General features: G+C 69.1%; 17 protein-coding genes. 5 read left to right on the top strand and 12 right to left on the bottom strand.

Annotated elements, in window-relative coordinates:
• Positions 1 to 266 precede the first annotated feature (266 nt).
• On the top strand, positions 267 to 8,885 hold the full coding sequence (locus tag ACTHJF_RS13675; protein ID WP_440267593.1) for a beta strand repeat-containing protein: 8,619 nt from the start codon (positions 267 to 269) through the stop codon (positions 8,883 to 8,885).
• Entirely contained in the window at positions 8,878 to 10,005 is a 1,128-nt protein-coding gene (locus tag ACTHJF_RS13670) for a hypothetical protein (protein ID WP_440267592.1), read from the top strand. Before ACTHJF_RS13675 ends, ACTHJF_RS13670 begins: the two co-directional genes overlap by 8 nt.
• Positions 10,006 to 10,053: 48 nt before the next feature.
• Here the strand turns inward: ACTHJF_RS13670 and tssA are convergent, their stop codons facing one another.
• From tssA to ACTHJF_RS13610, 12 genes are all read right to left on the bottom strand, one after another.
• On the bottom strand, positions 10,054 to 11,106 hold the full coding sequence (gene tssA, locus ACTHJF_RS13665; RefSeq protein ID WP_440267591.1) for a type VI secretion system protein TssA: 1,053 nt from the start codon (positions 11,104 to 11,106) through the stop codon (positions 10,054 to 10,056).
• A 140-nt stretch (positions 11,107 to 11,246) separates the two neighbouring features.
• Positions 11,247 to 13,361, bottom strand: a complete 2,115-nt coding sequence (locus ACTHJF_RS13660) for an FUSC family protein (protein ID WP_440267590.1) — start codon at positions 13,359 to 13,361, stop codon at positions 11,247 to 11,249.
• A 114-nt stretch (positions 13,362 to 13,475) separates the two neighbouring features.
• Positions 13,476 to 14,039, bottom strand: coding sequence for an elongation factor P-like protein EfpL (gene efpL, locus ACTHJF_RS13655; protein WP_440267589.1), 564 nt, complete (start codon positions 14,037 to 14,039; stop codon positions 13,476 to 13,478).
• A gap of 151 nt (positions 14,040 to 14,190) precedes the next feature.
• A complete protein-coding gene (locus tag ACTHJF_RS13650; RefSeq protein ID WP_440267588.1) occupies positions 14,191 to 14,958 on the bottom strand; it encodes an SDR family NAD(P)-dependent oxidoreductase in 768 nt (255 codons plus the stop codon).
• A 96-nt stretch (positions 14,959 to 15,054) separates the two neighbouring features.
• Complete coding sequence (locus ACTHJF_RS13645) at positions 15,055 to 15,627, bottom strand: N-acetyltransferase family protein (RefSeq protein WP_440267587.1); 573 nt, start codon at positions 15,625 to 15,627, stop codon at positions 15,055 to 15,057.
• Complete coding sequence (locus tag ACTHJF_RS13640; RefSeq protein WP_440267586.1) at positions 15,624 to 16,103, bottom strand: GNAT family N-acetyltransferase; 480 nt, start codon at positions 16,101 to 16,103, stop codon at positions 15,624 to 15,626. The genes ACTHJF_RS13645 and ACTHJF_RS13640 overlap by 4 nt, the downstream gene beginning before the upstream one ends.
• On the bottom strand, positions 16,100 to 16,687 hold the full coding sequence (locus ACTHJF_RS13635; RefSeq protein ID WP_440267585.1) for a YdeI/OmpD-associated family protein: 588 nt from the start codon (positions 16,685 to 16,687) through the stop codon (positions 16,100 to 16,102). Before ACTHJF_RS13635 ends, ACTHJF_RS13640 begins: the two co-directional genes overlap by 4 nt.
• Positions 16,688 to 16,700: 13 nt before the next feature.
• Positions 16,701 to 17,198 carry a GNAT family N-acetyltransferase gene (locus tag ACTHJF_RS13630; protein WP_440267584.1) on the bottom strand — a complete coding sequence of 166 codons (498 nt, stop codon included), beginning with the start codon at positions 17,196 to 17,198 and terminating at the stop codon, positions 16,701 to 16,703.
• Positions 17,195 to 18,529: an amidohydrolase family protein gene (locus ACTHJF_RS13625; RefSeq protein WP_440267583.1), complete on the bottom strand. Its 1,335-nt coding sequence runs from the start codon at positions 18,527 to 18,529 to the stop codon at positions 17,195 to 17,197. Before ACTHJF_RS13625 ends, ACTHJF_RS13630 begins: the two co-directional genes overlap by 4 nt.
• 192 nt (positions 18,530 to 18,721) lie before the next feature.
• On the bottom strand, positions 18,722 to 19,621 hold the full coding sequence (locus tag ACTHJF_RS13620) for a hydroxymethylglutaryl-CoA lyase (RefSeq protein WP_440267582.1): 900 nt from the start codon (positions 19,619 to 19,621) through the stop codon (positions 18,722 to 18,724).
• Between the two features lie 124 nt (positions 19,622 to 19,745).
• The gene (locus tag ACTHJF_RS13615; protein ID WP_440267581.1) at positions 19,746 to 21,746 is read right to left on the bottom strand and encodes an ATP-binding protein; all 2,001 of its coding nucleotides are present in this window, start codon (positions 21,744 to 21,746) and stop codon (positions 19,746 to 19,748) included.
• Positions 21,747 to 21,993: 247 nt separating this feature from the next.
• On the bottom strand, positions 21,994 to 22,782 hold the full coding sequence (locus tag ACTHJF_RS13610) for an enoyl-CoA hydratase-related protein (RefSeq protein ID WP_440267580.1): 789 nt from the start codon (positions 22,780 to 22,782) through the stop codon (positions 21,994 to 21,996).
• Positions 22,783 to 22,901: 119 nt separating this feature from the next.
• Here ACTHJF_RS13610 and ACTHJF_RS13605 point away from each other — a divergent pair, with 119 nt between their 5' ends.
• From ACTHJF_RS13605 to ACTHJF_RS13595, 3 genes are read left to right on the top strand one after another with little or no spacing between them, the layout of a single operon-like run.
• Positions 22,902 to 23,147: a FeoA family protein gene (locus ACTHJF_RS13605; protein ID WP_440267579.1), complete on the top strand. Its 246-nt coding sequence runs from the start codon at positions 22,902 to 22,904 to the stop codon at positions 23,145 to 23,147.
• The gene (gene feoB / locus ACTHJF_RS13600; protein WP_440267578.1) at positions 23,144 to 24,988 is read left to right on the top strand and encodes a ferrous iron transporter B; all 1,845 of its coding nucleotides are present in this window, start codon (positions 23,144 to 23,146) and stop codon (positions 24,986 to 24,988) included. The genes ACTHJF_RS13605 and feoB overlap by 4 nt, the downstream gene beginning before the upstream one ends.
• Positions 24,985 to 25,290, top strand: coding sequence for a DUF6587 family protein (locus ACTHJF_RS13595; RefSeq protein ID WP_440267577.1), 306 nt, complete (start codon positions 24,985 to 24,987; stop codon positions 25,288 to 25,290). The genes feoB and ACTHJF_RS13595 overlap by 4 nt, the downstream gene beginning before the upstream one ends.
• Positions 25,291 to 25,298: the final 8 nt, after the last annotated feature.

Raw genomic sequence — 25,298 nt, 5'->3', positions numbered from 1 at the left:
TCTCCAAGACCCCCGCGTTGTCATCGAGTGGCCGCCAGGTGGTGGTGCGTGGCGCCGCGCCGACTGGTGGTCAGTTCAGGCCACGCGCTGCCGCATGGTGGCCACTCGGTGACAACCCACAGGGCCGGGCCTGTTTGCCCGCATGCCGGCGTCATCCATCAGTCGTGGACGGACGTCCACTCCCTCCTTCTTCCTTGGCCTGCGCGCAAACGGTTCCCGGCGCGGGGGACTTGGAGACCATGACCACGCTCTAACAGGCCACGACCATGCACACCCACATCGATCCGTCGCATCGTCCGTCACGCCGCAGTCATCGTGCGGAGGCACTCCCGCCGCAACGCAAGGCGCTGCCGCTGTACCTGTCGATGGCGCTGGCCGCCGGCGGCCTGTTTTCCGTGCCCGCACACGCAGGCATGGCCGTACCCGGAGCAAACACCGGCACGGTGTCGGTCACCGCGCTGACCTCGCCGACCGGCGGCACGGTGGTGGGTGGCATCGGCTCGATCAGCCAGAACGGCAACACCACCGTCATCAACCAGATCTCCAACAAGCTCGCGCTGGACTGGCTCACCTTCAACGTCGGCAAGGACGCGACTGTTCAGTTCAACCAGCCCTCGTTCACGGCGGTCGCGCTCAACCGTATTCTCGACCAGAACCCCAGCCAGATATTCGGCCGCATCAACTCCAACGGCCAGGTGTTCCTGATCAACACCCACGGCATCATCTTCGGCTCCACCGCGCAGGTGAACGTTGGCGGCCTGATGGCCAGCACGCTGGACCTCACGCCCAGCGACTTTCTCGCCAATCACTTCAACCTCGACGCCCACGGCGGCAGTGCCGGCGTGGTCAACCATGGAACCATCGCGGCGGCCAGTGGCGGCTCGGTGAGCCTGGTCGGCGGCAGCGTGGCGAATGACGGCCTGATCCTGGCCAACTACGGCAACATCAACCTGGACGGCGCCGACAGGGCGGTGCTCGATTTCGACGGCAACGGCCTGATCAACATCCAGGTCACCGGCGAACTGAAACAGCGCCTGGACGCGAATGCCGCCGTGAGCAACAGCGGCACCCTGCAGGCTGACGGCGGCACCGTGGTGCTGCAGGCCTCGGCAGCGAAAGACCTGTTCACCGACGTGGTGAACAACGCCGGCGTGATCACGGCCGGAGGCATCAATACCGACGGTGGCACCGTACGGCTGGTGGCATCCGGCGGCAACGCGGTCAACAGTGGCAACATCAATGTGTCCGGCGTGCGTGGCGGCAATGCGCAGGTGCTGTCCGATGCCAATGTCGCGGTCACCGGCATCATCGACGCGTCCGGCACCCAGGGTGGTGGAAGCATTCGCGTGGGCGGTGGTTGGCAGGGGGGAGAAGGCCTGCAGCGCTCAGCGATTACCTACGTCGGCCCACAGGCGGTGCTGAACGCCGATGCCAAGGAGTCGGGGAAGGGCGGTTCGGTAGTCGTCTGGTCCGATCGGGCAACCGGTTTCATGGGTGAAATTTCTGCCCGCGGCGGCGCACACGGCGGGGACGGCGGTCGTGCGGAGGTGTCCAGCCACGGCTATCTGCAATTCGACGGGCATGCCGACCTTCGCGCCGACCAAGGCGTGTGGGGCTCGCTGTTGCTGGACCCGGGCAATGTCACCATCAGCAATTCGGCGGACTCCGGCAACGCATTCGGCGCTGGCGGCACTTTCAACGAGGGCGCGGCCGACGCGGACTCGAACATCAAGGTGTCGACCCTGCTCACGCAGCTGGGCACCAGCAATGTCAGTGTGACCGCATCGGGCGATATCAGCGTCCAGAATTCCATCAGCTACGCCGGCAGCAACAACCGCAGCCTGACTCTCACCGCGGGCGGAGCGCTGTCGTTCGCCACCGGTGTGGTGGTCGCCGCCACAGGCACCGGCACGTTGTCGGGCGTGCTCAGTGGCGCCACGGGGGTGACCTTCGCGAGCGGAGCGGGTTTCACCACCAAGGGTGGGACCCTTTCGATCGGTTCAAGCGGTGGGGCGGTCCAGCTCGGCACGCTCTCGCTGGGCACCGGCTCGTTGACGGTCAACGGCACGACGATCACTCAGGTCGGCGGCAGCGCTATCACGCAGGCGGCAGGCGGCGGCAGCAACAGCTTCAATGCGGGTAGCGGTGCGCTCACGCTCGCCAACGCAGGCAACGATTTCAGCGGTGCGGTCAGCCTGACCGGCGGTACCACCCAGATAACGGACCAGACCGGCCTGACCCTGGGCACGCTGGCCACCGGCGCGCTGACCGTCAGCAGCGGCGGGGCGCTGGTGCTGGGCAGTGGTGCGGTGAACGGCAAGCTCGACGCCACCGGCACCACGTCCATTACGGCCAATGGCGTACTCACCGGGCTGAGCGATGCCGCCTTCGCCACGCCGGCGCTATCCGGCAGTGGCAGTTTGAGCGGCAGTGGGTCGATCACCGGCCTGGGCAACACGGCGTTCAATCTCACCGGCACCACGACCGGTACCTACGGTGGAATTACCTTCAGCGGCTTCAGCGCGGCCGATGCCACCCATGTGACAGGCGCCACAGGTTTCGACGACGGCAATACCAGCAGTCTCGGTATGACCTTCGCTGCCGCCACGAACGTCACCGGCACGGGTGCGATCTCCAACGTGACCGGCAGTTTCGCGGACGACACTCTCACGTCGACCGCGAGCGGCATTGCCTATTCGGGCTTCAGCTCGGTTTCGGGCAGCGGCGCGGCAGTGACCGGTGTGGCGGGAGACTTCGACATCGGCACGCAGGTGTCCGCGGCCTCCGGTGTCGACTACAGCGGCTTCAACTTGGGCACGGTCGCCGGTACCGGCGGCGCTGCGACGATCACCGGCACGGGTCAGACCTACACGCTGGACAACATGACCGCCGACAAGGGCAGCAGCGGCGGTATTGGCTGGACCGGCTTCGGCAACATCACCGACAGCACGGGCACGATCCTCTTCGGCACCGGTGGCAGCGTCAGCGGCAACATCACCGCCAAGACGCTGGACTACGGCAGCTACACCAGCGCGGTGACCTTCGATCTGTCCAACGGCACCGCCACGGCCATCGGCGGTACCTGGAGCGGCGTGAGCTCGGTCACTGGCAGCGGCAACAGCGACACGATCGCAGGCGCGAACCAGACCTACACGCTGACCGGCTCCAATGCCGGCAACAACGGTACGGTGAGCTGGACCTCGTTCGAGCAGATCGCCGACGGCGGCACCGGCACGCTGGAGTCGACGGGCGGGCAGACGTACACGTTGACCGGCAGCGACACCGGCACGGTCGCCACGCTGCTTTCCGGCGGCTTCAGCGGCATTGGCAACATCGACGATGGCACCGGCACGGTCGCCTTCGACACTGCTGGCAGTATCAGCGGGAACGTCACCGCCTCCGCACTGGACTACGGCAGCTACGTCGGCGCGGTGAACCTCGACCTGTCCAACGGTGCCGGTAGCACCACGGGTGTCGGCGGCACCTGGAGCGGCGTGACTTCGGTCACCGGCAACGGCAGCAGCGCCACGGTGATCGGTACGGGTCAGACCTACACGCTGGACAACATGACCGCCGACAAGGGGAGCAGCGGCGGTATCGGTTGGTCCGGCTTCGGCAACATCACCGACAGCACCGGCACGATCCTCTTCGGCACCGGTGGCAGCGTCAGCGGCAACATCACCGCCAAGAGGCTGGACTACGGCAGCCACACCGGCGCGGTGACCTTCGATCTGTCCAATGGCGGCAATGCCACCACGGGCATCGGCGGTAGCTGGAGCGGCGTGAGCTCGGTCACTGGCAGCGGCAACAGCGACACGATCGCAGGCGCGAATCAGACCTACACGCTGACCGGCTCCAATGCCGGCAACAACGGCACGGTGAGCTGGACCTCGTTCGAAAACTTGCAGGACGCGGGCATCGGCACGCTCAAGGCCGCCAGTCAGACCTGGAGCCTTACCGGACACAATCAGGGCACGCTCACCGACTTGTCCGGTGCCTTCGGCGGTATGGGCAACCTGGTCGACACGGGAACTGGGCATTTCGTGATGCATTCGGGCACCGACGGCGACGTGTCCGGCAACCTCGACGCGGGTACTGGCGGCAGTATCGACTACACCGGCTACAGCACGCCGGTCGACGTCAATCTGTCCGGCAGCGGCACCACCGGTGTCGGCGGCACCGTCTCCGGCATCGCGTCGATTACGGCCAGCAGTGATCTGGGCGTCAGCGGCATCACCGCTGGCTCGCTCGATATCACCACCACCGGTGCCGGTACCACCACCACACTGGGCACGCTTTCGGTGGGCGTGGATCTGGGCATTGTGGCCAGTGGCGCGGTACTGCAAGGTGGTGCACTGACGGTTTCCGGCGGGACGACAGTGAACGCCGGCGGCAACGCGATCACGCTGATCAATGGCGGCAACGATTTCGTCGGCAGCGTGACCCTGGCCGGTGGCACGACGCAGATCGCCGATCAGAACGCGCTGACCCTGGGCACGCTGTCCACCGGTGCGTTGACGGTCACCAGCCACGGCGCCCTCAACCTCGGCCACGGCGGCGTGGGCGGCGACCTGATCGCGACCAGCAACAACGGCGCGATCACCGAAGGCACCGGTGGCGTGCAGGTGTCGGGCACGAGCAACCTGCAGGCCGGGACGGGCGCGATCACCCTGCTCGACGGTAGCAACCATTTCGCCGGCGCGGTGACCGCCGCGGGGCAGGGGGTGCAGTTGCAGGATGCCGGCGACCTGACGATCGCCGCGCTGAGCAGCGGCACCAACGGCACGGTGAACCTCACCGCCGGCGGCGCGCTGACCTTGCCGGCCTCGGGCATCGATACCGGCACGGCGGATCTCACCCTGGCGGCCAACGGCGGCTCGTTGGCGATGCCCGGCGCGTTGAGCGGCGCGAACGTGACGCTGATCGGTCGCGACGGCATCTCGCTGGGCAACAACCTGAGCAGTGCCGGCACGGTCACGCTGACCAGCAGCAACGGCGCGATCAGCCAGAGCGGCGGCGTGATCACCGCCGGCACGCTGACCGGCAGTTCGGCCGACGCGACCACCCTCGGTAATGCGAACCTGATCACCGCCCTGGGTAGTTTTTCTGCCGCCGGTCTCAGCCTGACCAATGCGCAGGCGCTTACCATCAACGGCCCGGTGGACGGCGGCGGCAGCACGGCGATCACCAGCACCGGCAACCTGGTGCTGGTGGGCAACGTGTCCGGCACCACTACCTCGCTCGATGCCGGCGGCGCGATCAGCCAGAGCGGCGGCATCGTCACAGCGACCACCTTGAACCTCGGCTCGGTCGGCGGCAGCAGCCTGACGAAGAACAACCAGATCGCCAACCTTGGCACGGTCACCAATACCGGCAGCGGCGGCCTGAGCCTGATCAACGCCACCGGCCTCAACCTGGCCGGTGCGCTCAATGTCGGCACGGCCAGCGGCAACGACGTGAGCTTGCAGGTGACGGGTAACCTCACCCAGGCCGGTGGCAGCGTGATCACGGCCGATCGACTCGGCGGCAGCTCCACCGGTGACACCACGTTGGGCGGCAGCAACCAGCTCAATCACCTGGGTGGTTTTAACGCAGCCAACCTGAGCCTGACCAACGCCGCCGCGCTGACGGTCGACGGGCCGCTGGTGGTGCCGGGGACGTTGAACCTCACCACCACCGCCGGCGCGCTCAGCCTGGCCACGGATCTGACCGCCACCACGGTCAATCTGAACTCGGCCTCGGCGCTGATGCTGGCCAACAACATCGATGCCACCACGCTCTCGCTGGTGTCCGGCGGCGCGATTACCCAAGGCGGTGGTGCGCTGACGGTGAGTGGCACGACCACGGTCAATGCCGGCAGCAACGCGATCACACTCATCGACGCCGGCAACGATTTCACCGGCGCGGTGACCCTGACGGGTGGCACCACGCAGATCGCCGACCAGAACGCGCTGACCCTGGGCACGCTGGCTACCGGTGCGCTGACGGTCACCAGCCACGGCGCCCTCAACCTCGGCCACGGCGGCGTGGGCGGCAATCTGACCGCGACCAGCAACAACGGCGCGATCACCGAGGGTACCGGTGGCGTGCAGGTGTCGGGCACGAGCAACCTGCAGGCCGGAACGGGCGCGATCACCCTGCTCGACGGCAACAACCACTTCACCGGCGCGGTGACCGCCGCGGGTCAGGGCGTGCAGTTGCAGGACATCGGCGACCTCACGATCGCGGCGCTCAGCAGCGGCACCAACGGCACGGTGAACCTGACCGCCGGCGGCGCGCTGACCTTGCCGGCCTCGGGGATCGATACCGGCACGGCGAACCTGACGCTGGCGGCCAACGGCGGCTCGCTGGCGATGCCCGGTGCGTTGAGCGGCGCGAACGTGACGCTGATCGGCCGCGACGGCATCTCGCTGGGCAACAACCTGAGCAGCGCCGGCACGGTCACGCTGACCAGCAGCAACGGTGCGATCAGCCAGAGCGGTGGCGTGATCACCGCCGGCACGCTGACCGGAAGCTCGCACGGCAGCACCACGCTCAACCAGGCCAACCTGGTGGGCCAGCTCGGCAACTTCACCGCGGCCAACTTCAGCCTGGTCAATGCGCAGGCGCTGGCGGTAACCGGGGTGCTCTCCACCGTCGGTGGCAGTGGCGCGCTCTCGCTGACTACCACCAGCGGTGCGCTGGATGTGCAGCAGGCGCTCTCCGGCGGAGCGATCACGCTCGATTCGGCCGGCAGCCTGGCGCTGGCGACGAACATCACCGGCAGCGCCGTGACGCTGACCTCCGACGGCAACATCAGCCAGAGCGGCGGCGTGATCCAGGCCGGCACGCTGACCGGCTCGGCTGCCGGCAGCGCCACCCTGAGCAAGGCCAACAAGATCGGTACGCTGGGCAACTTCTCCGCCACCAACGGCCTGGCGCTGAGCAATGCGCAGGCGCTCACGGTGAGCGGCACAGTGGACGGCGGCAGCAGCACCCAGCTCACCACCACGGCGGGCACGCTGACGGCGGGCGGCACGGTCAAGGGTGATGCCATCGCGCTGGCCGGTCAGGGCGGCGTGGCCATCAACGGCACGGTGAACGCCGGTGCCGGCGACATCGCGCTGACGTCCGCCGGCGGGGCGATCACCGAAGGCAGTGCCGGTGCGCTGATCGGTGGCGGTCTGTCCGGTACTTCCGCGGGCGCGATGAGCCTCGGCGGTGCCAACCAGATCGTCACGCTGGGCAACATCACCACCGGCGGCGATTTCAGCTTCCGCGATACCCGCACGCTCACCGTCAACAGCCCGTTGGCGATCAACGGCGGCAACGGCAATCTCAGCCTCACCACCACCGGCAGCACGTCGGACCTGATCCTGGCGACCGACCTCACCGGGCGCACGGTGGCACTGGCGGCGGGCCGCGACATCAATCAGGCCGGCTCGGCGATTCACGCCGCCACGCTCACCGGCAGCGCCGGCCGCGATGCGCATTTCACCGGGGCCAACCACATCGGCGCGCTCGGTGATTTCACCGCCAGCAGCCTTGAGCTCGACAACGCGCAGGCGCTGAACGTCACCGGCTCGGTATCCACCGGCAGCGGCGCGCTGTCGCTTGCGACCACGAGCGGCAAGCTCACCCTCGCGGGCCACGTCAGCGGCGGCGCGACGACGCTCGACGCCGCCGGTGACATGGCGTTGAACGGCGCGCTCAGCGCCAGCTCACTCGCGCTGCAGAGCGGCGGCGCCATTGCCGAAGGCAGTGGCGGGGTGATCACCGCCGGTTCGCTCACCGGCAGCGCGACGGGTGCAACTGTGCTCAACGGCGCCAATCACGTGGGGACGCTCGGCAGTTTCAATGCCGACGGCTTCCAGTTCACCAACGCTGGGGCACTGGCGGTGAACGGCCCCATCGACGGTGGCAGCAGCACGCGGCTGGCGACCACCGCGGGAGACTTGGCCGTGAACGGACGGATCAGCGGCACCAGCACGGAGCTGGTGTCAGCCGGTGCGATCACGCAGGGGAGCAGCGGCAAGGTGGTTGCCGGCACCTTGACGGGTCAGTCGACTGGGGAGACCACACTTGGCGGGGCCAACAGCATCGACACCCTGGGCAGCTTTCGCGCCGCCGCGCTCAGCCTGAGCAACGGCAAGACCCTGGTGGTAGCCGGTCCGGTGGACGGTGGCGCCAGCGCGGTGCTCACCACTACCGCTGGCGACGTGCGTGTGGAGGGTGCGCTGAGTGCTGGTGCGGTGCGGCTGGTATCGGCCGGTTCCATCAGCGAAAGCGGCAGCGGAGCAATCACGGCCACCACGCTCAGCGGTCAGGCAACGGGCGCCACCTCGCTCGGCACCAGCAGCGCACCGGTCGCCAACCACATCGGCACGCTGGGCAACTTCTCTTCGCCCGCGGGTTTCAGCCTCACCAACGCGCAGACGCTCACGCTGGGTTCGGTCGACGGCAGCAGCTTCACCATCGACGCCGGGCATGCGGCGCTGTACCTCGGTGTCACCGGCGGCGACCTGCTGCAGTCCGGCACCACGCCACTGTATGACGGCGCGGGTACGTTCTTCTCGTCCGGAAAGATGGGCACCGCGAAGGATCCGATCTACGTGATCGGCGACTCCGGCCAGGTAATCGCCGACGTCGGCGCACCGCCGGCGTACTTCTACGCGCTGGACCGCCAGGGCAACATCCTGCCGCTCACCGGCGACCTGAGCTTCAACGTGCCCACCTCGCTGTTCTTCGGCAAGGCGCAGAACGGCAACGGTCGCGGCGACGCGTATATCGACCCGAGCGTGATCTCGGCCAACTACCGGTCGTTCGGCATCGTGCCGTCCGGCATCCTGCTGCCGGAAGACCAGCAGCAGTGTCAGCCGGAACTGGAGGATTGCTCGAGTGAGTAAGCGCGTTGTCCGTTCCCGGTGGCATGGCGCGCCGGTGCTGGCGGCCTGCCTGCTGCTGGCGATGGGCACGGTGTCGGCGCAGCTTGCACCGCGCCTGACCGCGCAGCTCGCGCTGGACGAGCTGGCCACGGCGCAGGCCGATCTGGTCAAGAGCCAGCCGCCCGCGGGATCGCCGCTGGCCGCGCTAGGCCAGCAGCTGGCCGGCATGGCCGATGCGTTGCGCCAGAGCGCGGGAGGCAACGCCAACCAGCCGGTGGAACTGGTCGGTGACGCACTGCGTGCACGTATCGCGCGCGCGCACGCGGCGGCGGCACGGGTACAGGCCTACCTCGCCGTGTCCGGCGGCTGCGGCGCGGCCGACACCGCGGCGATGCAGGCGGCACTGTCCGCCGGGGTGGAGCGGCTGGCCGGCGCCACGGCGGCCGGCAAGCAGGTGCCGGCCATCGACAGCGTGCAGAGCATGGCGAACGTGCCGCTGTTCGCCCTGCATCCGGCGGCGCTGCCGGCCGGCAAGCCGCTGGCGTTCGCACTGGTCGGCTCCGACCTCGCCGATGCGCAGTGCGCCGACCCTCGCGTCAGCGCCACCGATGCCGCCGGCAAGCCGTTGGCCAGCCAACCCGTGCTCACCGGAGCCTCGCCGGCGCGGCTGGAATTGCGCTGGCCGGATGCGGTTGCGCTGCCCACCGGCCCCGTGGTGCTGCACGTGGCGACCCAGCGCAAGGTGTTCCTGCTGGGCTGCTCGGCTTTGCCCGAGGCCGATGCGGTAGTGCAGGTGGCGCCGCCGGTGCGGTTCGAGGTGGATTACGTGCTGGAGGCGGTGTGCCCGGCGCAGGGCGGTACCGTGCCGTTGGGGCATGGCCGGTTGCCGACGCTCAACGGCTACGGCGCCACCGTTTCGCAGCCGGTGAATACCTCCGCCTGTGCGGAGCCCGACGCGTACCGGCTTAGCGCGACCGTCACCCAGGCCGACGGCAGCTCGCAGGCCGCCGGTCCGTTCACCCAGAGCGCGCAGGCGACCATTACCGCGGGCTTGCCCGGCGGCTTGTCGATGAGCTGGAGTCCTTCGGCGCAGGCGCTGTTCGTGCGCTCGGGTGCGGCTACCTGCAAGGGCGCGCCCTGACGGCAAGAGTGCAGTCGCAGACGGATGCCCGCGGCCGCGGCAATTCGCTCAGCCGTTCTCGTCCGGGCCGGCGATCACGCGCAGTTCGCTCAACCCGCCCGGCGCGAGATCCTGCATGAGGTCGGCGAAGTTCATTCCCACCAGGCGCTGCGCGCGGCGCAGCAGCAGCGGGATCGGGCTGGAAGGTTCGTGCCGCGCGTAGTACTCGCACAGCTCGTCCAGCCGGCGGCGCACGTCCTCCGGGCTCTGGATGCGACCGTTCGATGCGGCCACGCCAGCCACCGCAGCCGCGCTGCCGCCTTCGGCGCCTTCCGCCGCGTTCTCGTTGTCGGCGCCATCGTCCTGCGGGCTGCGCCGGGTGACCTGCGACTCGACGAATTTCTTCAGTTCGAAGCTGTCCGACAGCAGCAGTTTCAGATCGGGGCCGGCGGTGCCGATGCGCTCATTGAACAGGGCGTCGATCGCCTTGGCCTGCTCGAGGATGCGGCCGGCCGCGTCCAGCGAGGCGACCAGGTCGGCTTCCGGGCAATCCATGCAGCAGGCCTCGATGTCGCTCATCGAGGGCAGGCCTTCACCGTTCGGGTTGTCGCCGACCTTCAGCGTGCCGTTGGCGATGCGCAGGTCGCGCAGCGAGAACCGACCAATGCGCGGGGACTGCACGAACGGCGTGGTGCGCAGGTAGTTGAGCACGCCCAACGGTTCGCCGAACGGCACCACGGCGTTGACCCGCGCGGTGGGGTCGTCGTCGTCCTCGGCGTCCAGCATGGGATGCACGCCGTCCCAGTAGTTCTCCAGCATGCCGCGTACCAGCGCCAGGCCGCCGGCCAGGCCGGCGAGGCCGCCGGTGCGTAGCCAGGCGGTGGACAGGTGCGTGGCCACGCGCAGGTCCTTGGAGCGACCCAGCAGCCCCTCGGCCAGGCTCTTCACTCGATCCCAGTCCGGTTCCTCGGCCGCCTTCACCTCGTCGCCGATGGCGCGCTCGGCCTTGACCGTGGCGGCGCGCTCCAGCGCCATGAAGTCGGCATCGTATTCCAGGTCCGGGCCGCACGGGGCCTCGTCGCTGATGGGCAGGAGCAGGGACTGCAGCGCTTCATCGTTCATGGCGGGCTCGACGATCGGGATGGAAGGGGCGTACGCGCCGGCCGGTGCCGACCGTGCCGCGGGCACGATCGGGCCGGGGCCGTCTCTCTAGGTAGTGCGTTTTCTGGAGCGGAAACCGGTCACGCCGGCCGCGCCGAGGCTCAGCTCTGCGGCAGGCGGTGCGGATCCACCGCCACTCCGGCCAGCGGCTGGCGGCTGCGCTCGACGACGTGGGCGAGCGTGTGGATGTTGTCGACCAGGCGGTCGCTGAGGCGTTCGACCAGCTCGGCGGTGGGCGGGTCGTCGCTCAGTTCGAGCAGGTCGGTGAGACTGCGCTGCAGGTCGCGCAGCGCAGGCAGGGGCGGCAGCGGCTGCTGTTCGCGCAGGGCCTGCGCCACGTGATGCAGGGCATCGGCGGCGTGTTCCACGAAGCCGCCGATCTCGGCCGGTTCCGGCAGCCGCTCGCGGTCGTCGATCAACGCCTCCAGCGCCATCGCCGTGCGCGCCAGCCGGTTGCCGTTGGCGAACAGGGCCTGGGCCAGTTCCAGCAGCGGCAGCGGCGTGCCGGGTTCGCCGCGCATGCGCTCCAGCGAGGCCTGGGCGTTGGTGCGCGCCATGCGCGCGGCGGTGCGCGTCTCGCGGTGCGCATCGCGCTCCCCGGGCGTCGCCAGTGCGGCGAGGTAACGGGCGTAGGCATCGAGCATGTCCGCCAGCGCCGCGCGGGCACGGCCGCGCTCCCAGGTGGGCCACAGCACGTAGGCGATCAGTGCCATGGCGCTGCCCATCGCGGTGTTGATCACGCGGTCGATCACCGCCCCGCCGGGGTCGACCCCTTCGAACGAGAGCAGGATCACCACGGTGCCGGTGAGGGCGGCCACCGCTGCGCCGTAGTGCGCGGTGGCCAGGTAGCGGAAACCCATGCACAACACCGCCATCAGGGCCAAGTGGGCCCACGGCTCGTTCGGCGTCACGTGCAGCAGCGCGGTGGTGAGCAGCAGGCCGAGCACGGTGCCGACCACGCGCAGCAGCCCGAAGTTGAAGGTGGCGGCGAAATCCGGGCGCAGCACGATGGCGGCGGTCATCGGCACCCAGTAGCCGTGCGGCAGCTTGAGCCAGCGGGCCGCGGCCAGCGCGATGCACAGGCACGCGGCGCTGCGCACGGCATGGCGGAACGCCACCGAACGTGGGGTGAGGTTGGCGCGCAACGTGGCCAGCACCGAGTGACTGCGCAGCGCGGTCGGCAGCGGTGTCTCCGCGGCCACCGCGCGCCACTCGCCGCGGCTGCCGGCCCAGCGGGCGTTGCGCACGGCCGCGGCGAGCTGGCCGGTCAGCGCATGGATATGCACGGCCAGGCCACCGCGCGCCTGCGGCTGGTCGAGCAGGGTGCGTTCGCTGGCCTGCAGGCCGCGCAGCGCGCGTTCGGCGTCCTCCGGCGCGTCGCCGGCTTCCAATGCGTCAGCGATGGCGGCCATCACCCGCGCGGCGTCGTGGCGGAAGATCGCGTGCAGGCTGGGATTGGCGCGCAGCTCGGCCAGTGCGGTGAGTTCCAGCCGGATCCGCTCGGCCAGCTCCAGCAGCACACCGAACGCTTCCATGGCGCGGCCGCGGGCGTGATGACGGCCCAGCAGGGTGTGCTGCAGCGCGGTCATCGCCTCGGTGAGTGCGGGCACGTCGGCCTCGTCGTGCGCCTGCTGGCGGGCCAGCTCGGCCAGGCCCCGGAACACCTCGGCCAGCGCCAGGCGCTCTGGCCGGTAGCGCTGCAGCGGCCAGGCGGCCACCGAGAACATTGCCAGCAGCATGCCGCCGGCAAAGATCAGCGCGGCGCTGCCGAACGCGGCCGCCACGGTCGGCAGCGGCGTGGCGGCGGTCACCACCAGCAGGATCATGCTGGTCATGCCCACGCGGGCGATGTCCACGCCGAACAGCACCAGCATGCCGCCGAGGAATCCCGCCACCGCGGTGGCGACCAGCATCGGTCCGAACTGATCGCCGATCAGCATGCCCACCAGCGAGGCCAGCGCGGCCGCCAGCGCCGCCAGCAGTAACCGCCAGATGCGCTGGCGATACGGTCCCGGCTGATCGGAAAACATCGTGTTGAGCGCGCCGGCGCCCACGCCCAGGCCGATCGCCGTGTGCCCGGTGGCCATGCCCACCGCCAGCGGCAGGATCACCGCGGCGGTATTGCGCAGCACCACCCGCAGCGGCACGTCCGGACGCCGCGTGCGGGTCAGGCTTTCCATCACATTGCTGCGGAGCGAGTAGCTGCGGGCGGTCATGCCGCGTCGTTTCCGATGAGGAAGGTGCCGGACGATTCTGCACCAGGCTCCGTCAAGCCGGTGCAGGCGCGACACTGCGCGCCCGCACCTTTACGTCCCTGCGTCAGCCGGCGCTCAGGCGCGGCCGGCGAATTCGCCGGTGGTGGTGTTCACCCACACCTTCTCGTCGTTGCTGATGTACTCGGGCACCTGGATCTCGATGCCGGTGTTGAGCCGGGCCGGCTTGGCGCGCTTGGTGGCGCTGGAGCCCTTCATTTCCGGCGCGGTGTCGACCACCGTCAGCACCACGCTGGTGGGCACCTGCAGGCCGACCGGAGCGTCGTCGATCAGCTGCACGTAATAGCCCTCGACCTCTTCCACGATGTAGCCGGCATTGTCGCCGACCAGCTCGGGGCTGAGCAGGTACTGGGTGTAATCCTCGGCGTCCATGAAGACGAACGCGTCGCCGTCCATGTAGGAGAAGTTGGCGGCGCGACGCACCAGGTCCATCTCCTTCAGGTCGTCGTCGGCGCGCAGGCTGAGGTCGAACTTGCGGCCACCGGGGATCGAATACATGGTGAAGCGGAACGTGACGTTGCCGCCGCGCGCGGTGGGCGCGCTGCGTTCGATGTCGCGCACCTGGTAGACGGTGTCGTCGTGTTCGACCACGTTGCCTTTCTTGACGTCGGAAGCTTTCATGGGTTTGGCCGGAGTGTGAAATAGGGAAGTCGGAAATTGCGGTTTATTTCGCCGTCATTCCCGCGAATGCGGGAATCCACTTTGCTTTTCGACACCAAGGACAAGATGGATTCCCGCATTCGCGGGAATGACGACGCGTTGAAGTGTCCGCTTACTTCGGCTGCAGCCGCACGCCGCCATCCAGGCGAATCGTCTCGCCGTTGATGTAGCGGTTGGTGAGGATGAAGGCGGCGGTGGCGGCGAATTCCTCCGGCTTGCCCAGGCGCGAGGGGAACGGGATCGAGGCGCCCAGCGACTCCTGCACCGCCGGCGGCATGGAGTCCACCATCGGCGTCCAGAAGATACCCGGGGCAATGGTCGCCACGCGGATGCCGAAGCGCGACAGTTCGCGCGCCATCGGCAGGGTCATGCCGACCACGCCACCCTTGGAGGCCGAGTAGGCAGCCTGGCCGATCTGCCCTTCGTAGGCGGCGACCGAGGCGGTGTTGATGATCACGCCGCGCTCGCCATCCTCACCCGCCTCGTTGCCCTGCATCAGCGCAGCGGCGGCCTTGGCCACGTTGAAGCTGCCGACCAGGTTGACCATCACCGTGGTCTGGAACTGCGACAGCGCCATCGGGCCATCCTTGCCCAGCACGCGGCCGGCGCCCAGGATGCCGGCGCAGTTCATCACCACGTTCAGCCCGCCCATCGCCTCGCGCGCGGCGGCCACATTGGCGCTCACACCCTCTTCGGAGGTGACGTCGGTGCGATAGAAGCGCGCGGCCTCACCGAGGCTGGCAGCCGCGACCTGGCCCTTCTCCTCGTTGACGTCGAACAGCGCCACCTTCGCGCCGTGCGCAATGAGGTGCTGGGCGACCGCGTGGCCGAGTCCGGAGGCGCCGCCGGTGATGACGGCCTTGACCTGAGCGAGCTGCATGGAGAGTTCCCGAAGCGTGGAAAACCGCGATTTTAGCGGAGCGGCCGGGGCGCCAGCCATGGGCGCGGCATGCGCTGGTGCAGAACGCCGGACGGATCAGTCGGCGCGGGTCAATCGCGCCTGCCACGCCGGGTGCTCGCGCAACTCGCGAAACGGGATCAGCGGCGGGGGCGGATTTGCCGGTTCGCCGAGCGCCTTCTGCCACACGCCCACGTCCCACCACTGGCCCAGCTTGTAGCCGGCCTGGCGCCACACGCCGGCGGGCGTGAAGCCCATCGCCTCGTGCGCGGCCACGCTGGTGGTGCCGGACAGGGTGATCACGCCCACCGCCTGGTAGATGTGCTGCATGCGCATCGTGTCGAGCAACGCGCCGTACAGCCGGCGGGCGATGCCGCGGCGCTGCGCCTCGGGGCGCACGTAGATTGAGGTCTCAGCGATCCAGTCGTAGGCGGCGCGTTCGCGGAAGCGGCTGGCGTAGGCATAGGCCAGCACCGCGCCGGCTTCCTCCCACACCAGCCAGGGGTACTGCTCCAGCCGGGCCAGCACGCGCTCCCGCATCGCCTCGACGCCCGGCGGCACGGTCTCGAAGGTGGCTACGCCTTCGAGCACGTGCGGCAGGTAGATGGCATGGAACGCCGCGGCATCGTCGCCGGTGGCGATGCGGATCATGCGAGCACCTTCTCCATGCACACGCTGCGCGGATTGGCGTGATGCTCGCCGAACGGCGGGCAGCGGCGGTAGCCGGCGCGTTCGTAGAGCTCCAGCGCCTCAGCCTGGGCGGTCCCCGCTTCCAGTTTCACCTTATGGCCGCCGCGGCTGCGCACGTGAGCTTCCATCGCTTCGAGCAGCTGCTTGCCCAGGCCCAGGCCGCGGCAGGCGGGAAGCACGTACATGCGCTTGATCTCCACGTACTCGCCCTCGTCGATGCACGCGCCGCACGCCACCGGATCGCCGTCCACGCGGGCGGTGAGCAGGGTGACCTGCGGGCGCTGCAGCGCGGCCAGCGACACCGGCTCGATATTGCCGGTGGGATGCAGCTCGGCGAGATAGCCGTCGGTGGGCTCGATCAGCGGGCGCAGCTCGGGCAGGGCCGGGTCGTCGACGCAGAATTCGAGTCGGGGCGGGGCGCAGGTATCGATGCTCACATGTACTTCCAGTTGCGGTGCTTGCCCTCGGCCAGCCATTCCAGCGTGGTTGCGAGGCGCTTGCTGCGGGTGGCGTCGGTTTTCGCACCGGTGATCCAGTCGGTGTACTCGCGCTGCGCGCTCGGGCTGAACGCTTCGAAATGCCGCTTGGCCGTAGCGTGCTTGCGTAGCGCGAGCGCGGCGGCGAGATCCTCCGGTAGGGCGGGCGCAGGCTTGGCGGCGGCGCGCGAACGCGCTGATGGTGCGCCGGTTTCGATGCGCTGCATGGCCGCCTTCACCGCCGCCATCAAGGCGCGCTTGGGCGGCAGGTCACCCACCGCGGTGAGCTTGCCGTACTGGCCCATGCCATCGGCCTCACCGGCCTTCGCGTCCGGCTGCCAGAACCCAAAGCCGCAGTGCTGCTTGAACGCCGCCATCATGCACAGCGGCCGGCCCAGGTACTCGAAGAACGGCATGCGCCACTTCAGCGTCTCGGTTGCTTCCGGGCAGGCCGCGTGCACCACGGCGCGCAGCTGTTCGAGCACGGGGCGAGCGAACGGTGCGGCGGCGGCGATGTAGTCGTCCACGCGCGCGTCGGTGTTCATGGTGCACCTCCTTCTACAGGTCCAGCAGAAAGAAACGGTCGCAGCTGAAGTGGCCGGTGCCGCCCATCGGCGCGCACAGTGGCTTGAAGCCGCTGCGCAGGTACAGCGCCTGGGCCTGGTCCATGCCGGTGAGCGTCTCCAGATAGCAGCGGGCGAAGCCGTGGGCGCGGGCGGCGTCCAGGCAGCGCTGCATCATCGCGGTGCCGGCGCCGATGCCGCGGGCTTCCGGCAGGAAATACATCTTCCGCAGCTCGCACACGTCCGGCTCGCCGTTCTGCAGCGGCGCAATGCCGGCGCCGCCCACCACGCGGCCATTCAGCTCCACCACGAAGTAGCTGCGGCGCGGCTGCGCGTAGGCCGCGGTCATGTGGTCGACCTCGGGATCGTGGATGGCAAAGCCGGGACCGTCGGCGCCGAAGCTCGGCATCACGGTGCGGATGACGCGGGCGACATCCGCGTCGTCGCGCGTCTCGATAGGGCGGATGGTGAAGGCGGTGCTGCGTTCGGTCATGGCGTGGTCGGGGAGGCAGAAACTGTGTCGGGGGAACGATAGACGGTACCGCTCTTCATCACGAACACGGGGTGGCGCAGCGCCTGGATGTCGCGGCTGGGGTCGCCCGCGAACGCGGCCAGGTCAGCGAACTGGCCCGGCGCGATGCGGCCGAAATGATCCTGCTCGCGCAGCACGCGCGCGGCCACATCGGTGGCCGCATGCAGCGCCTGTATCGGCGTCATGCCGTCGGCGACCATCAGCGCCGGTTCGCGCCAGTTCTCGCCGTGCGCGAACACGCCCACGTCGCTGCCGTTGCCGATGGTCACGCCCACTTTCAACGCGGTGCGGAAGGCGTGCTCGGCCTCCTTCATCGCGGGCGTCGGTTCGGACTTCTCGGGCACGTAGTGCTGGAAGTATTCCGAGGTCGCCTCCACCGCGGTGAGCGTGGGCTCGTAGGCGATGCCTTTCTGTTTCATCCGGCGGAAGGTGGCCTCGCTGGTGCCGTAGCCGTGCTCGATGGTGTCCACGCCGGCTTCCACCGCGTTGCGCACGCCCGCCTCGCTCGCCGCGTGCGCGGCGACCGGGCGACCGATCTGGTGGGCGGCGTCGACGATCGCCCGGATCTCGGCCGGCGACAGCGTAGGCATCGTCTCGCCGTGGTCGCCCACGCGGTAGTCGGCGTAGAGCTTGATCCAGTCCGCGCCGCGGGCGGCCTGCTCGCGCACCGCGGCCGCGGCCGCATCCACGCCGGTGACCGGCTGCGCGCCCTGCGGTAGGTCGAGGTCGGGACGGAAGCCGCGCGGCCCCGGGCCGTAGCTGGCGGTGGCCACGATGGCGCGGGTGGCGACGAACATCCGAGGGCCGGGGATCAGGCCGCTGTCGATGGCGCGCTTGATCGACACGTCGGCGAATCCGGCGCCCTCGGTGCCCAGGTCGCGCAGCGCCGTGAAGCCGGCCAGCAGCGTGGCCTTGGCGTGGGCGGCGGCTTCCAGCGTGCGGTAGTCCTGCGGCTCGGTGAGCACTTGGTCGTTCCACAGCGTCTCGTTGTACGGATGCAGGAACAGGTGCGAGTGCAGGTCGATCAGGCCGGGCGTGAGGGTGGTGCCGGGCAGGGCAATGCGTTCAGCATCAGCGGGGGGCTCGATGCTGTCGGCCGGGCCCACGGCGGCGACCTTGCCCTCGTGCACCAACACGACCCAGCCGGTGTGCGCGGCGTCGCCGTCGGCGGTCCACACGCGATCGGGCAGCAGCACGGTGTCCTTCGGTGCTGCATCAGCGACGACGGAGGGCGAGGTGGCGGACAACAACGCGGCGCAGACCGCGGACCAGACTCCAAGACCTACGCGCATTGGGCTCCCCTTGAAACGTTTCTCCTCGCCGATTCTAGCGGGCCCCGCGGTGACGTTTCGCCCACCACGGTAGGAGCGCACCCTGTGCGCGACCTTGGCCCAGACTAGCGGGGCGGCACGTGTGGGATCCGGCCGGCGAGCGGTCGCGCACACGGTGCTCTCCTACAGAGGGTTGTGTCCTTGGGCGGTCGCTCAGGCCGCCGTACGCGCGCGGGTCACCCGGCTGGCGGTTTCCTTGTGCAACTGGGCGGCCAGCCAGGCGCCGGTGGCGACCAGCAGGTCGAGATCGACCCCCGTGGTCATACCCATGCCGTGCAGCATGTACACCACGTCCTCGCTGGCCACGTTGCCCGTCGCGCCTTTCGCATACGGGCAGCCGCCGGTGCCGGAGACCGCGCTGTCGACCACGCGCACGCCTTCCTCCAGGCAGGCCAGGATGTTGGCCAGTGCCTGGCCGTAGGTGTCGTGGAAGTGCACGGCGAGCGCGTCCATCGGCACCTCGTCGGCCACCGCGCGCAGCATGGCGCGCGCCTTCGCCGGCGTGCCCACGCCGATGGTGTCGCCGAGCGATACCTCGTAGCAGCCGGCCGCGTGCAGCCGTTGCGCCACGCGCACCACGTCGGCCACCGGCACCTCGCCCTGGTACGGGCAGCCGAGCACGGTGGAGACGTAGCCGCGCACCTTCACGCCGTCGGTCTTGGCGCGTTCCAGCACCGGCAGAAAGCGTTCGATCGATTCGTCGATCGAAGCGTTGATGTTCTTCCGGTTGAACGCCTCGCTGGCGGCGGAAAACACCGCCACCTCGGTGGCGCCCACGGCGCGTGCGCGCTCGTAGCCCTGCAGGTTCGGCACCAGCACCGGATAGCTCACGCCCGGCACCTTGCGGATGCCGGTGAACACCTCGGCCGCATCGGCCAACTGCGGCACCCACTTCGGGCTGACGAAGCTGGTCGCTTCGATGGTTTGCAGGCCGGTGGAAGACAGCCGATCGATCAGGGCGATCTTCACGTCGGCCGGCAGCAGGGTCTTCTCGTTCTGCAGGCCGTCGCGGGCGCCGACTTCGACGATGCGTACGTGGTTGGTATCGGTCATGGCGGTCTCCGTGGCGGCCCCGGGGGCGTGTAGGAGCCCGCTTGCGGGCGATGCTTTTGCTCCTGATGTCCATCGAAGCCAAGAGCATCGCCCGCGAGCGGGCTCCTACACGGATCAGGCGTGTTCACTCGGTGGCGAAGCGCACCAGCACGGTGTCGGCTTCGACGAAATCGCCCTGGCTCGCGCTGAAGCTTTCGATGGTGCCGGCACGCGGGGCCTTCAAGGCGAGTTCCATCTTCATCGCTTCCATCACGATCAGTTCCTGGCCTTCGGCGACGTTGTCACCGGTGGCGGCTTTCACCAGCACGATGCGGCCGGGCATCGGCGCAACGAGCTGGTTGCCGCCGGCGGCATCGCTGCTTTCCCAGGCGTAGGCCGCGGCACGGCCGAGGTGATGGCGCTGGCCGTCGACGTCGTGCAGCAGCACACGGGTGGCGTCGGCGCGCACGGCCAGGCGCAGCGCGTCTCCGTCGAAGCGGGCGCTCAGGGTTTCGCCGTCGTGGCGGGCGCCGCTGACTTCGCAGCGGTCGTCGCCGTGGCGCATGCGGTAATGGCCGGCGTGGCCGTAGACCTCCACTTCGTAGCGGTGGCCGTGGCGCTCCAGTGCAACCAGCCGGCGGCCTTCGCGGCCAACGCGCCAGGCATCGGCCTGCGCCCAGGGCGAGTGCGGGTCGCTGCTGCCGCGCGCGCCGGCCATCGCGGCGCATTCGTCGTGTAGCAGGGCGGCGGTAGCGGCGGCGAACAGCACGTAATCCGGCGGCGCGACGTCGCCGACGAGGAACTCGTCCAGGTGACGGTCGAGATATCCGGTGTCGATGCGGCCTTCCACCACCACCGGATGGCGCGCCAGCCGCTCGAGAAAGGCGATGTTCGACTTCGGCCCGGCTATCTCGCACGCGGCCAGCGCCTCGCGCAGGCGCAGCAGGGCGCGCGGGCGATCGGCGTCGAACACGATGAGCTTGGCGATCATCGGGTCGTAGAAGATGGTGACCGTGTCGCCTTCGATCACGCCACCGTCCAGCCGCACGTGGTCGGACGGCGCCGGCAGGCGCAGGCGCAGCAGCTTGCCCGAGCCGGGCAGGAAGTTCTGCTCCGGGTCCTCGGCGTAAAGGCGCACCTCGATGGCGTGGCCATGCGCGCGGATCTGCTCCTGGCTGAGCGGCAGCGCTTGGCCCGCGGCCACGCGCAGCTGCCATTCAACCAGGTCAAGCCCCAGCGTGAGCTCGGTCACCGGATGCTCCACCTGCAGGCGGGTGTTCATTTCCATGAAGAAGAACTCGCCGGTCGGTGCCACGATGAACTCCACCGTGCCGGCGCCGACGTAGTTCACCGCCTTGGCCGCAGCCACCGCCGCCTCGCCCATGGCGGCGCGGCGGGCTTCATCGAGGAACGGCGAGGGGGTTTCCTCCAGCACCTTCTGGTAGCGGCGCTGCGCTGAGCACTCGCGCTCGTTGAGATGAATGACGTGGCCTTGGCTGTCACCGAACACCTGGAACTCGATGTGTCGCGGATGCTCGACGTAGCGCTCCAGGATCACCCGCGCGTCACCGAACGAGGACTGCGCCTCGCGCTGGGCCGAGGCCAGCGCGTCGGCGAACTCGGCTTCCTTGCGCACGATGCGCATACCCTTGCCGCCGCCGCCGGCCGCGGCCTTGATCATCAGCGGGAAGCCGGTCTTGCCGGCCTGTTCGGCGAGGAAGGTGCCGTCCTGGTTGTCGCCGTGGTAGCCCGGCACCAGCGGTACGCCGTGGGTTGCCATCAGCGCCTTGGCGGCAGCCTTGGAACCCATCGCCTCGATGCTCTCCGGTCGCGGGCCGATGAAGGCGATGCCGGCGTCGCTGCAGGCGCGCGCAAAGTCGGTGTTCTCCGAAAGGAAGCCATAGCCCGGATGGATCGCCTGCGCGCCGGCCTTCTTCGCCACCGCCAGAATCGCGTCGCCGCGCAAATACGAATCGGCTGGGCGGGGGCCGCCGATCGGGAACGCCTCGTCCGCCAGGCGCACGTGCTGGGCGTCGGCATCCGCTTCGGAATAGACCGCGATGGTGCGGATGCCGAGGCGCCGGCAGGTGCGGATCACGCGGCAGGCGATCTCGCCGCGGTTGGCAATCAAAACGCGCTCGAACATACGGAGTCCCTGGATGGCGTGCGCCGCGATGCAAAGCCCGAAACGGTAGCAGAAGGGCGCTTTCCAGCCGATGCGCAGCGCAGCAAGGCGGGGGCCATCGTGGATTTGGCGGTGTGGTTGCGAGGGGAGGGATGATCGCGCACTGACGTGCGCTCCTGCAGGCCACGCCTTCGCAGGAGCTCTCCCTGATCTAGCCTTACGATGAGGCGCGCGCTGATTACGCTTCGGTCAGCGCAGGGGCGGGTGACTACACCACCCAGGCGGCCGCCCGCTTGCCCAAAAACGCCCCCAGGCCTTCCTGCCCCTCGGCCGAAACCCGCAGCCGGGCGATCAATGCCGCGTTTTCCTGGTCGAGTTTCTCCGCGCCGGCTTCGTCCAGCCCGGCCATCCCCAGCGCCAGCGTCTTCGCCTCCGCCTGCGCCATCGGGCCGGCCTTGGCCAGAAAACCCAGCACGCGCTCCACCGCTTGATCGAGCTGCTCGCGCGGCACCGCCTCGTGCAGCAGGCCGATGCGCGCCGCCGCGGCCGCGTCGAAGAATTCGCCGGTGAGGAACAGCCGGCGCGCCTGGCGCAGGCCGATCGCGGCGATCACGTAGGGCGAGATCACCGCCGGCACCAGCCCGAGCTTCACCTCGGTGAGCCCGAATTTCGCGCCTTCCACGCCGATGGCGATATCGCAGCAGGCGATCAACCCCACACCGCCGCCGAACGCGGCGCCGTTGACGCGGGCGATGGTCGGCTTGGGGCAGAACTGCAGGCGGCGCATGAGCCGAGCCAGGCGTGTCGAATCGTCGCGGTTCTGCTGCTCGCTGGCCTGCGCCATCGAACGCATCCAGTTGAGGTCGGCGCCGGCGGAGAAGCTCTCGCCCTCGCCGGTGAGCACGACAGCGCGCACGTTCTCGTCGCGGCCAGCGTCTTCGAACGCGGCGGTCAGCTCGGCGATCAACGCGTCGTCGAAGGCGTTGTGCACCTCCGGGCGGTTCAGAGCGATGCGGCGCACGCGGTCCTGGTCGGCGATCGAGAGGCAGCTCGTCATGGCAAAGTCCTTGGCAAAGAGCCGCGATGATAAACGCCCGCCCACCGCGGGGCGGGCTTGAATGCGGCGGGGCAGGGAACGATATACAATGCGAACCATTCCTATTTAGGCCAAAGCCTGTGCGCCTGTCCGACCTGCCCAAGGGTTCGCCTGCCGTGGTGGACCGTGTGGATGATGCCCATCTGGACGATGCGATCGCCCAGCGCCTGCGCGACCTCGGTTTCGTCGCGGGCGAGCCGGTGCGGCTGGTGGCACGCGGCCCGCTCGGCGCCGATCCGCTGCTGATCCAGGTCGGCTCCACCCGTTTCGCTCTGCGGCGCAGCGAGGCGGCACGGATCACGGTGCGCATGCAGGAGGCGGCGTGAGCGCCAGCACCCTGCGTATCGCTCTGGTCGGCAACCCCAACTGCGGCAAGACCGCGCTGTTCAATCAGCTCACCGGCGGGCGGCAGAAGGTCGCCAACTACGCTGGGGTGACGGTGGAGCGCAAGGAGGGCCGCTTCACCGCGCCGTCCGGTCGCGTGCTGCACGTGCTGGATCTGCCGGGCACCTACAGCCTCGATGCGACCAGCCCGGACGAGCAGATCACCCACGACGTCTGTGCCGGCAACTACCCCGGTGAGCCGGCGCCGGATCTGATCGTCTGCGTGGCCGACGCCACCAACCTGCGCCTGCACCTGCGCTTCGTGCTGGAGGTGAAGCGTCTGGGCCGGCCGATGGTGCTGGCGCTGAACATGATGGATGCGGCGCGCCGCCGCGGGGTCACCATCGACGTGGCCGAACTCTCGCGCCGGCTGGGCATGCCGGTGGTGGAAACGGTGGCCGTGCGGCGCGACGGCGTGAAGGCGTTGATCGAACGTGTAGACGGCGCGATGCCGGTCGCCGCACCGGTGCAACCGGACGATCCGGTCAGCCGCGCCGACCTGCATGCCGAGGTACGCGCGCTGCTGGCCGCCACCGTCACCATGCCGCGCGCCACCGACGCGGTGGACGATGCGCTGGACCGCTGGGCGCTGCATCCGGTGTTCGGGCTGGCGATCCTGGCGGCGGTGATGTTCCTGGTGTTCCAGGCGGTGTATTCGGTGGGCAAGCCGATGACCGATGCTATCGCCGATGGCTTCGACTGGATGGGCGCACACGTCGCCGCGTGGATGCCGGCCGGACCGCTGCAGAGCCTGGTCACCGACGGCATCTTTGGGGGCATCGGCACGGTGCTCGGCTTCCTGCCCGAGATCCTGGTGCTGTTCGTGTTCATCCTCACGCTGGAGGAATCCGGCTACCTGCCGCGCGCGGCGTTCCTGCTCGATCGTCTGATGGTGTCGGTGGGCCTCACCGGGCGCTCGTTCATTCCGCTGTTGTCGAGCTTTGCCTGCGCCATCCCCGGCATCATGGGCACGCGCTCGATCACCGATCCGCGCGACCGCCTGGCGACGATCCTGGTGGCACCGCTGATGACCTGTTCGGCGCGCCTGCCGGTGTATGCGCTGCTGATCGGCGCGTTCATTCCCTCGCGCCGGGTGCTGGGAGTGTTCAACCTGCAGGGCATGGTGTTGTTCGCGCTGTACGCCATCGGCATCCTCGGCGCGATGCTGGTGGGCTGGGTGATGAAGCGCATCCGCCGCGACAAGAGCGAGCATGCGCTGTTGATGGAACTGCCGTCCTACCGCCTGCCTAAATTGCGCGACGTGTCGATCGGCCTGTGGGAGCGCGGCATGATTTTCGTCAAGCGGCTCACCGGCGTGATCCTGGCGCTGACCGTGATCATGTGGTTCATCTCCACCTTCCCGGGGCCGCCGCCGGGCGCCACCGAGCCGGCCATCGAGTACTCCATCGCCGGCTACCTGGGCCGCGGCCTGCAGCACATCTTCGCCCCGATCGGCTTCAACTGGCAGATCAGCCTGTCACTGATTCCCGCCTTCGCTGCGCGCGAGACCGCGGTGGCCGCGCTGGCCACGGTGTACGCCGTGGGTGGCGATGCGGTGGGCGGCGCGGGGCTCGGCCACGCGCTGGCGGTGAACTTCCCGCTGGCCAGCGCGCTGTCGCTGCTGGTGTGGTTCGCGTTCGCACCGCAGTGCATGTCCACGCTGGCGGTGATCCGCCGCGAGACCGACTCCTGGCGCAATGTGGCGATCTCCTTCGGCTACATGTTCGCGCTGGCGTACCTGGCCTCCTTCATCACCTACCACGTCGCGGTGTGGCTCTCGTGAGCACGGGCCTGCTCGCGCAGTACGTGGTGATCGGGCTGATTCTCCTGGTCAGCGTCGCCGTCGTGGTGCGCAAGCTGGCACCCAAGCGCAGCGCCCGCTGGCTGGCTGCTGCCGCATTGCGGCTGGATCGCCCCGGCGCTCCCGGCTGGAAGCGGTGGCTGGCGCATGCCATGCAACCGAAACAGACCACCGGCAACTGCAGCGATGGCTGCGATACCTGCGGCGCCTGCGGTCCCAAGCCACCCGCGGCGGCGCACCCTGACGCACCGATGCCGCTACATTTTCGTCCCCGCGAGAAATAGTTCGAAGC

Source organism: Dyella sp. (assembly GCF_051962475.1).
GTDB lineage: Bacteria > Pseudomonadota > Gammaproteobacteria > Xanthomonadales > Rhodanobacteraceae > Dyella_A.
This window is presented reverse-complemented; position numbering and strand designations above follow the sequence as displayed.

Excerpts from the sequence above, each read along its gene's own strand:
- efpL (WP_440267589.1), bottom strand. The coding sequence starts at position 14,039 with ATGAAAGCTTCCGACGTCAAGAAAGGCAACGTGGTCGAACACGACGAC.
- ACTHJF_RS13625 (WP_440267583.1), bottom strand. The coding sequence starts at position 18,529 with ATGCGCGTAGGTCTTGGAGTCTGGTCCGCGGTCTGCGCCGCGTTGTTG.
- ACTHJF_RS13630 (WP_440267584.1), bottom strand. The coding sequence starts at position 17,198 with ATGACCGAACGCAGCACCGCCTTCACCATCCGCCCTATCGAGACGCGC.
- ACTHJF_RS13645 (WP_440267587.1), bottom strand. The coding sequence starts at position 15,627 with ATGATCCGCATCGCCACCGGCGACGATGCCGCGGCGTTCCATGCCATC.
- ACTHJF_RS13660 (WP_440267590.1), bottom strand. The coding sequence starts at position 13,361 with ATGACCGCCCGCAGCTACTCGCTCCGCAGCAATGTGATGGAAAGCCTG.
- ACTHJF_RS13635 (WP_440267585.1), bottom strand. The coding sequence starts at position 16,687 with ATGAACACCGACGCGCGCGTGGACGACTACATCGCCGCCGCCGCACCG.
- ACTHJF_RS13675 (WP_440267593.1), top strand. The coding sequence starts at position 267 with ATGCACACCCACATCGATCCGTCGCATCGTCCGTCACGCCGCAGTCAT.
- tssA (WP_440267591.1), bottom strand. The coding sequence starts at position 11,106 with ATGAACGATGAAGCGCTGCAGTCCCTGCTCCTGCCCATCAGCGACGAG.
- ACTHJF_RS13610 (WP_440267580.1), bottom strand. The coding sequence starts at position 22,782 with ATGACGAGCTGCCTCTCGATCGCCGACCAGGACCGCGTGCGCCGCATC.
- ACTHJF_RS13650 (WP_440267588.1), bottom strand. The coding sequence starts at position 14,958 with ATGCAGCTCGCTCAGGTCAAGGCCGTCATCACCGGCGGCGCCTCCGGA.
- ACTHJF_RS13615 (WP_440267581.1), bottom strand. The coding sequence starts at position 21,746 with ATGTTCGAGCGCGTTTTGATTGCCAACCGCGGCGAGATCGCCTGCCGC.
- ACTHJF_RS13620 (WP_440267582.1), bottom strand. The coding sequence starts at position 19,621 with ATGACCGATACCAACCACGTACGCATCGTCGAAGTCGGCGCCCGCGAC.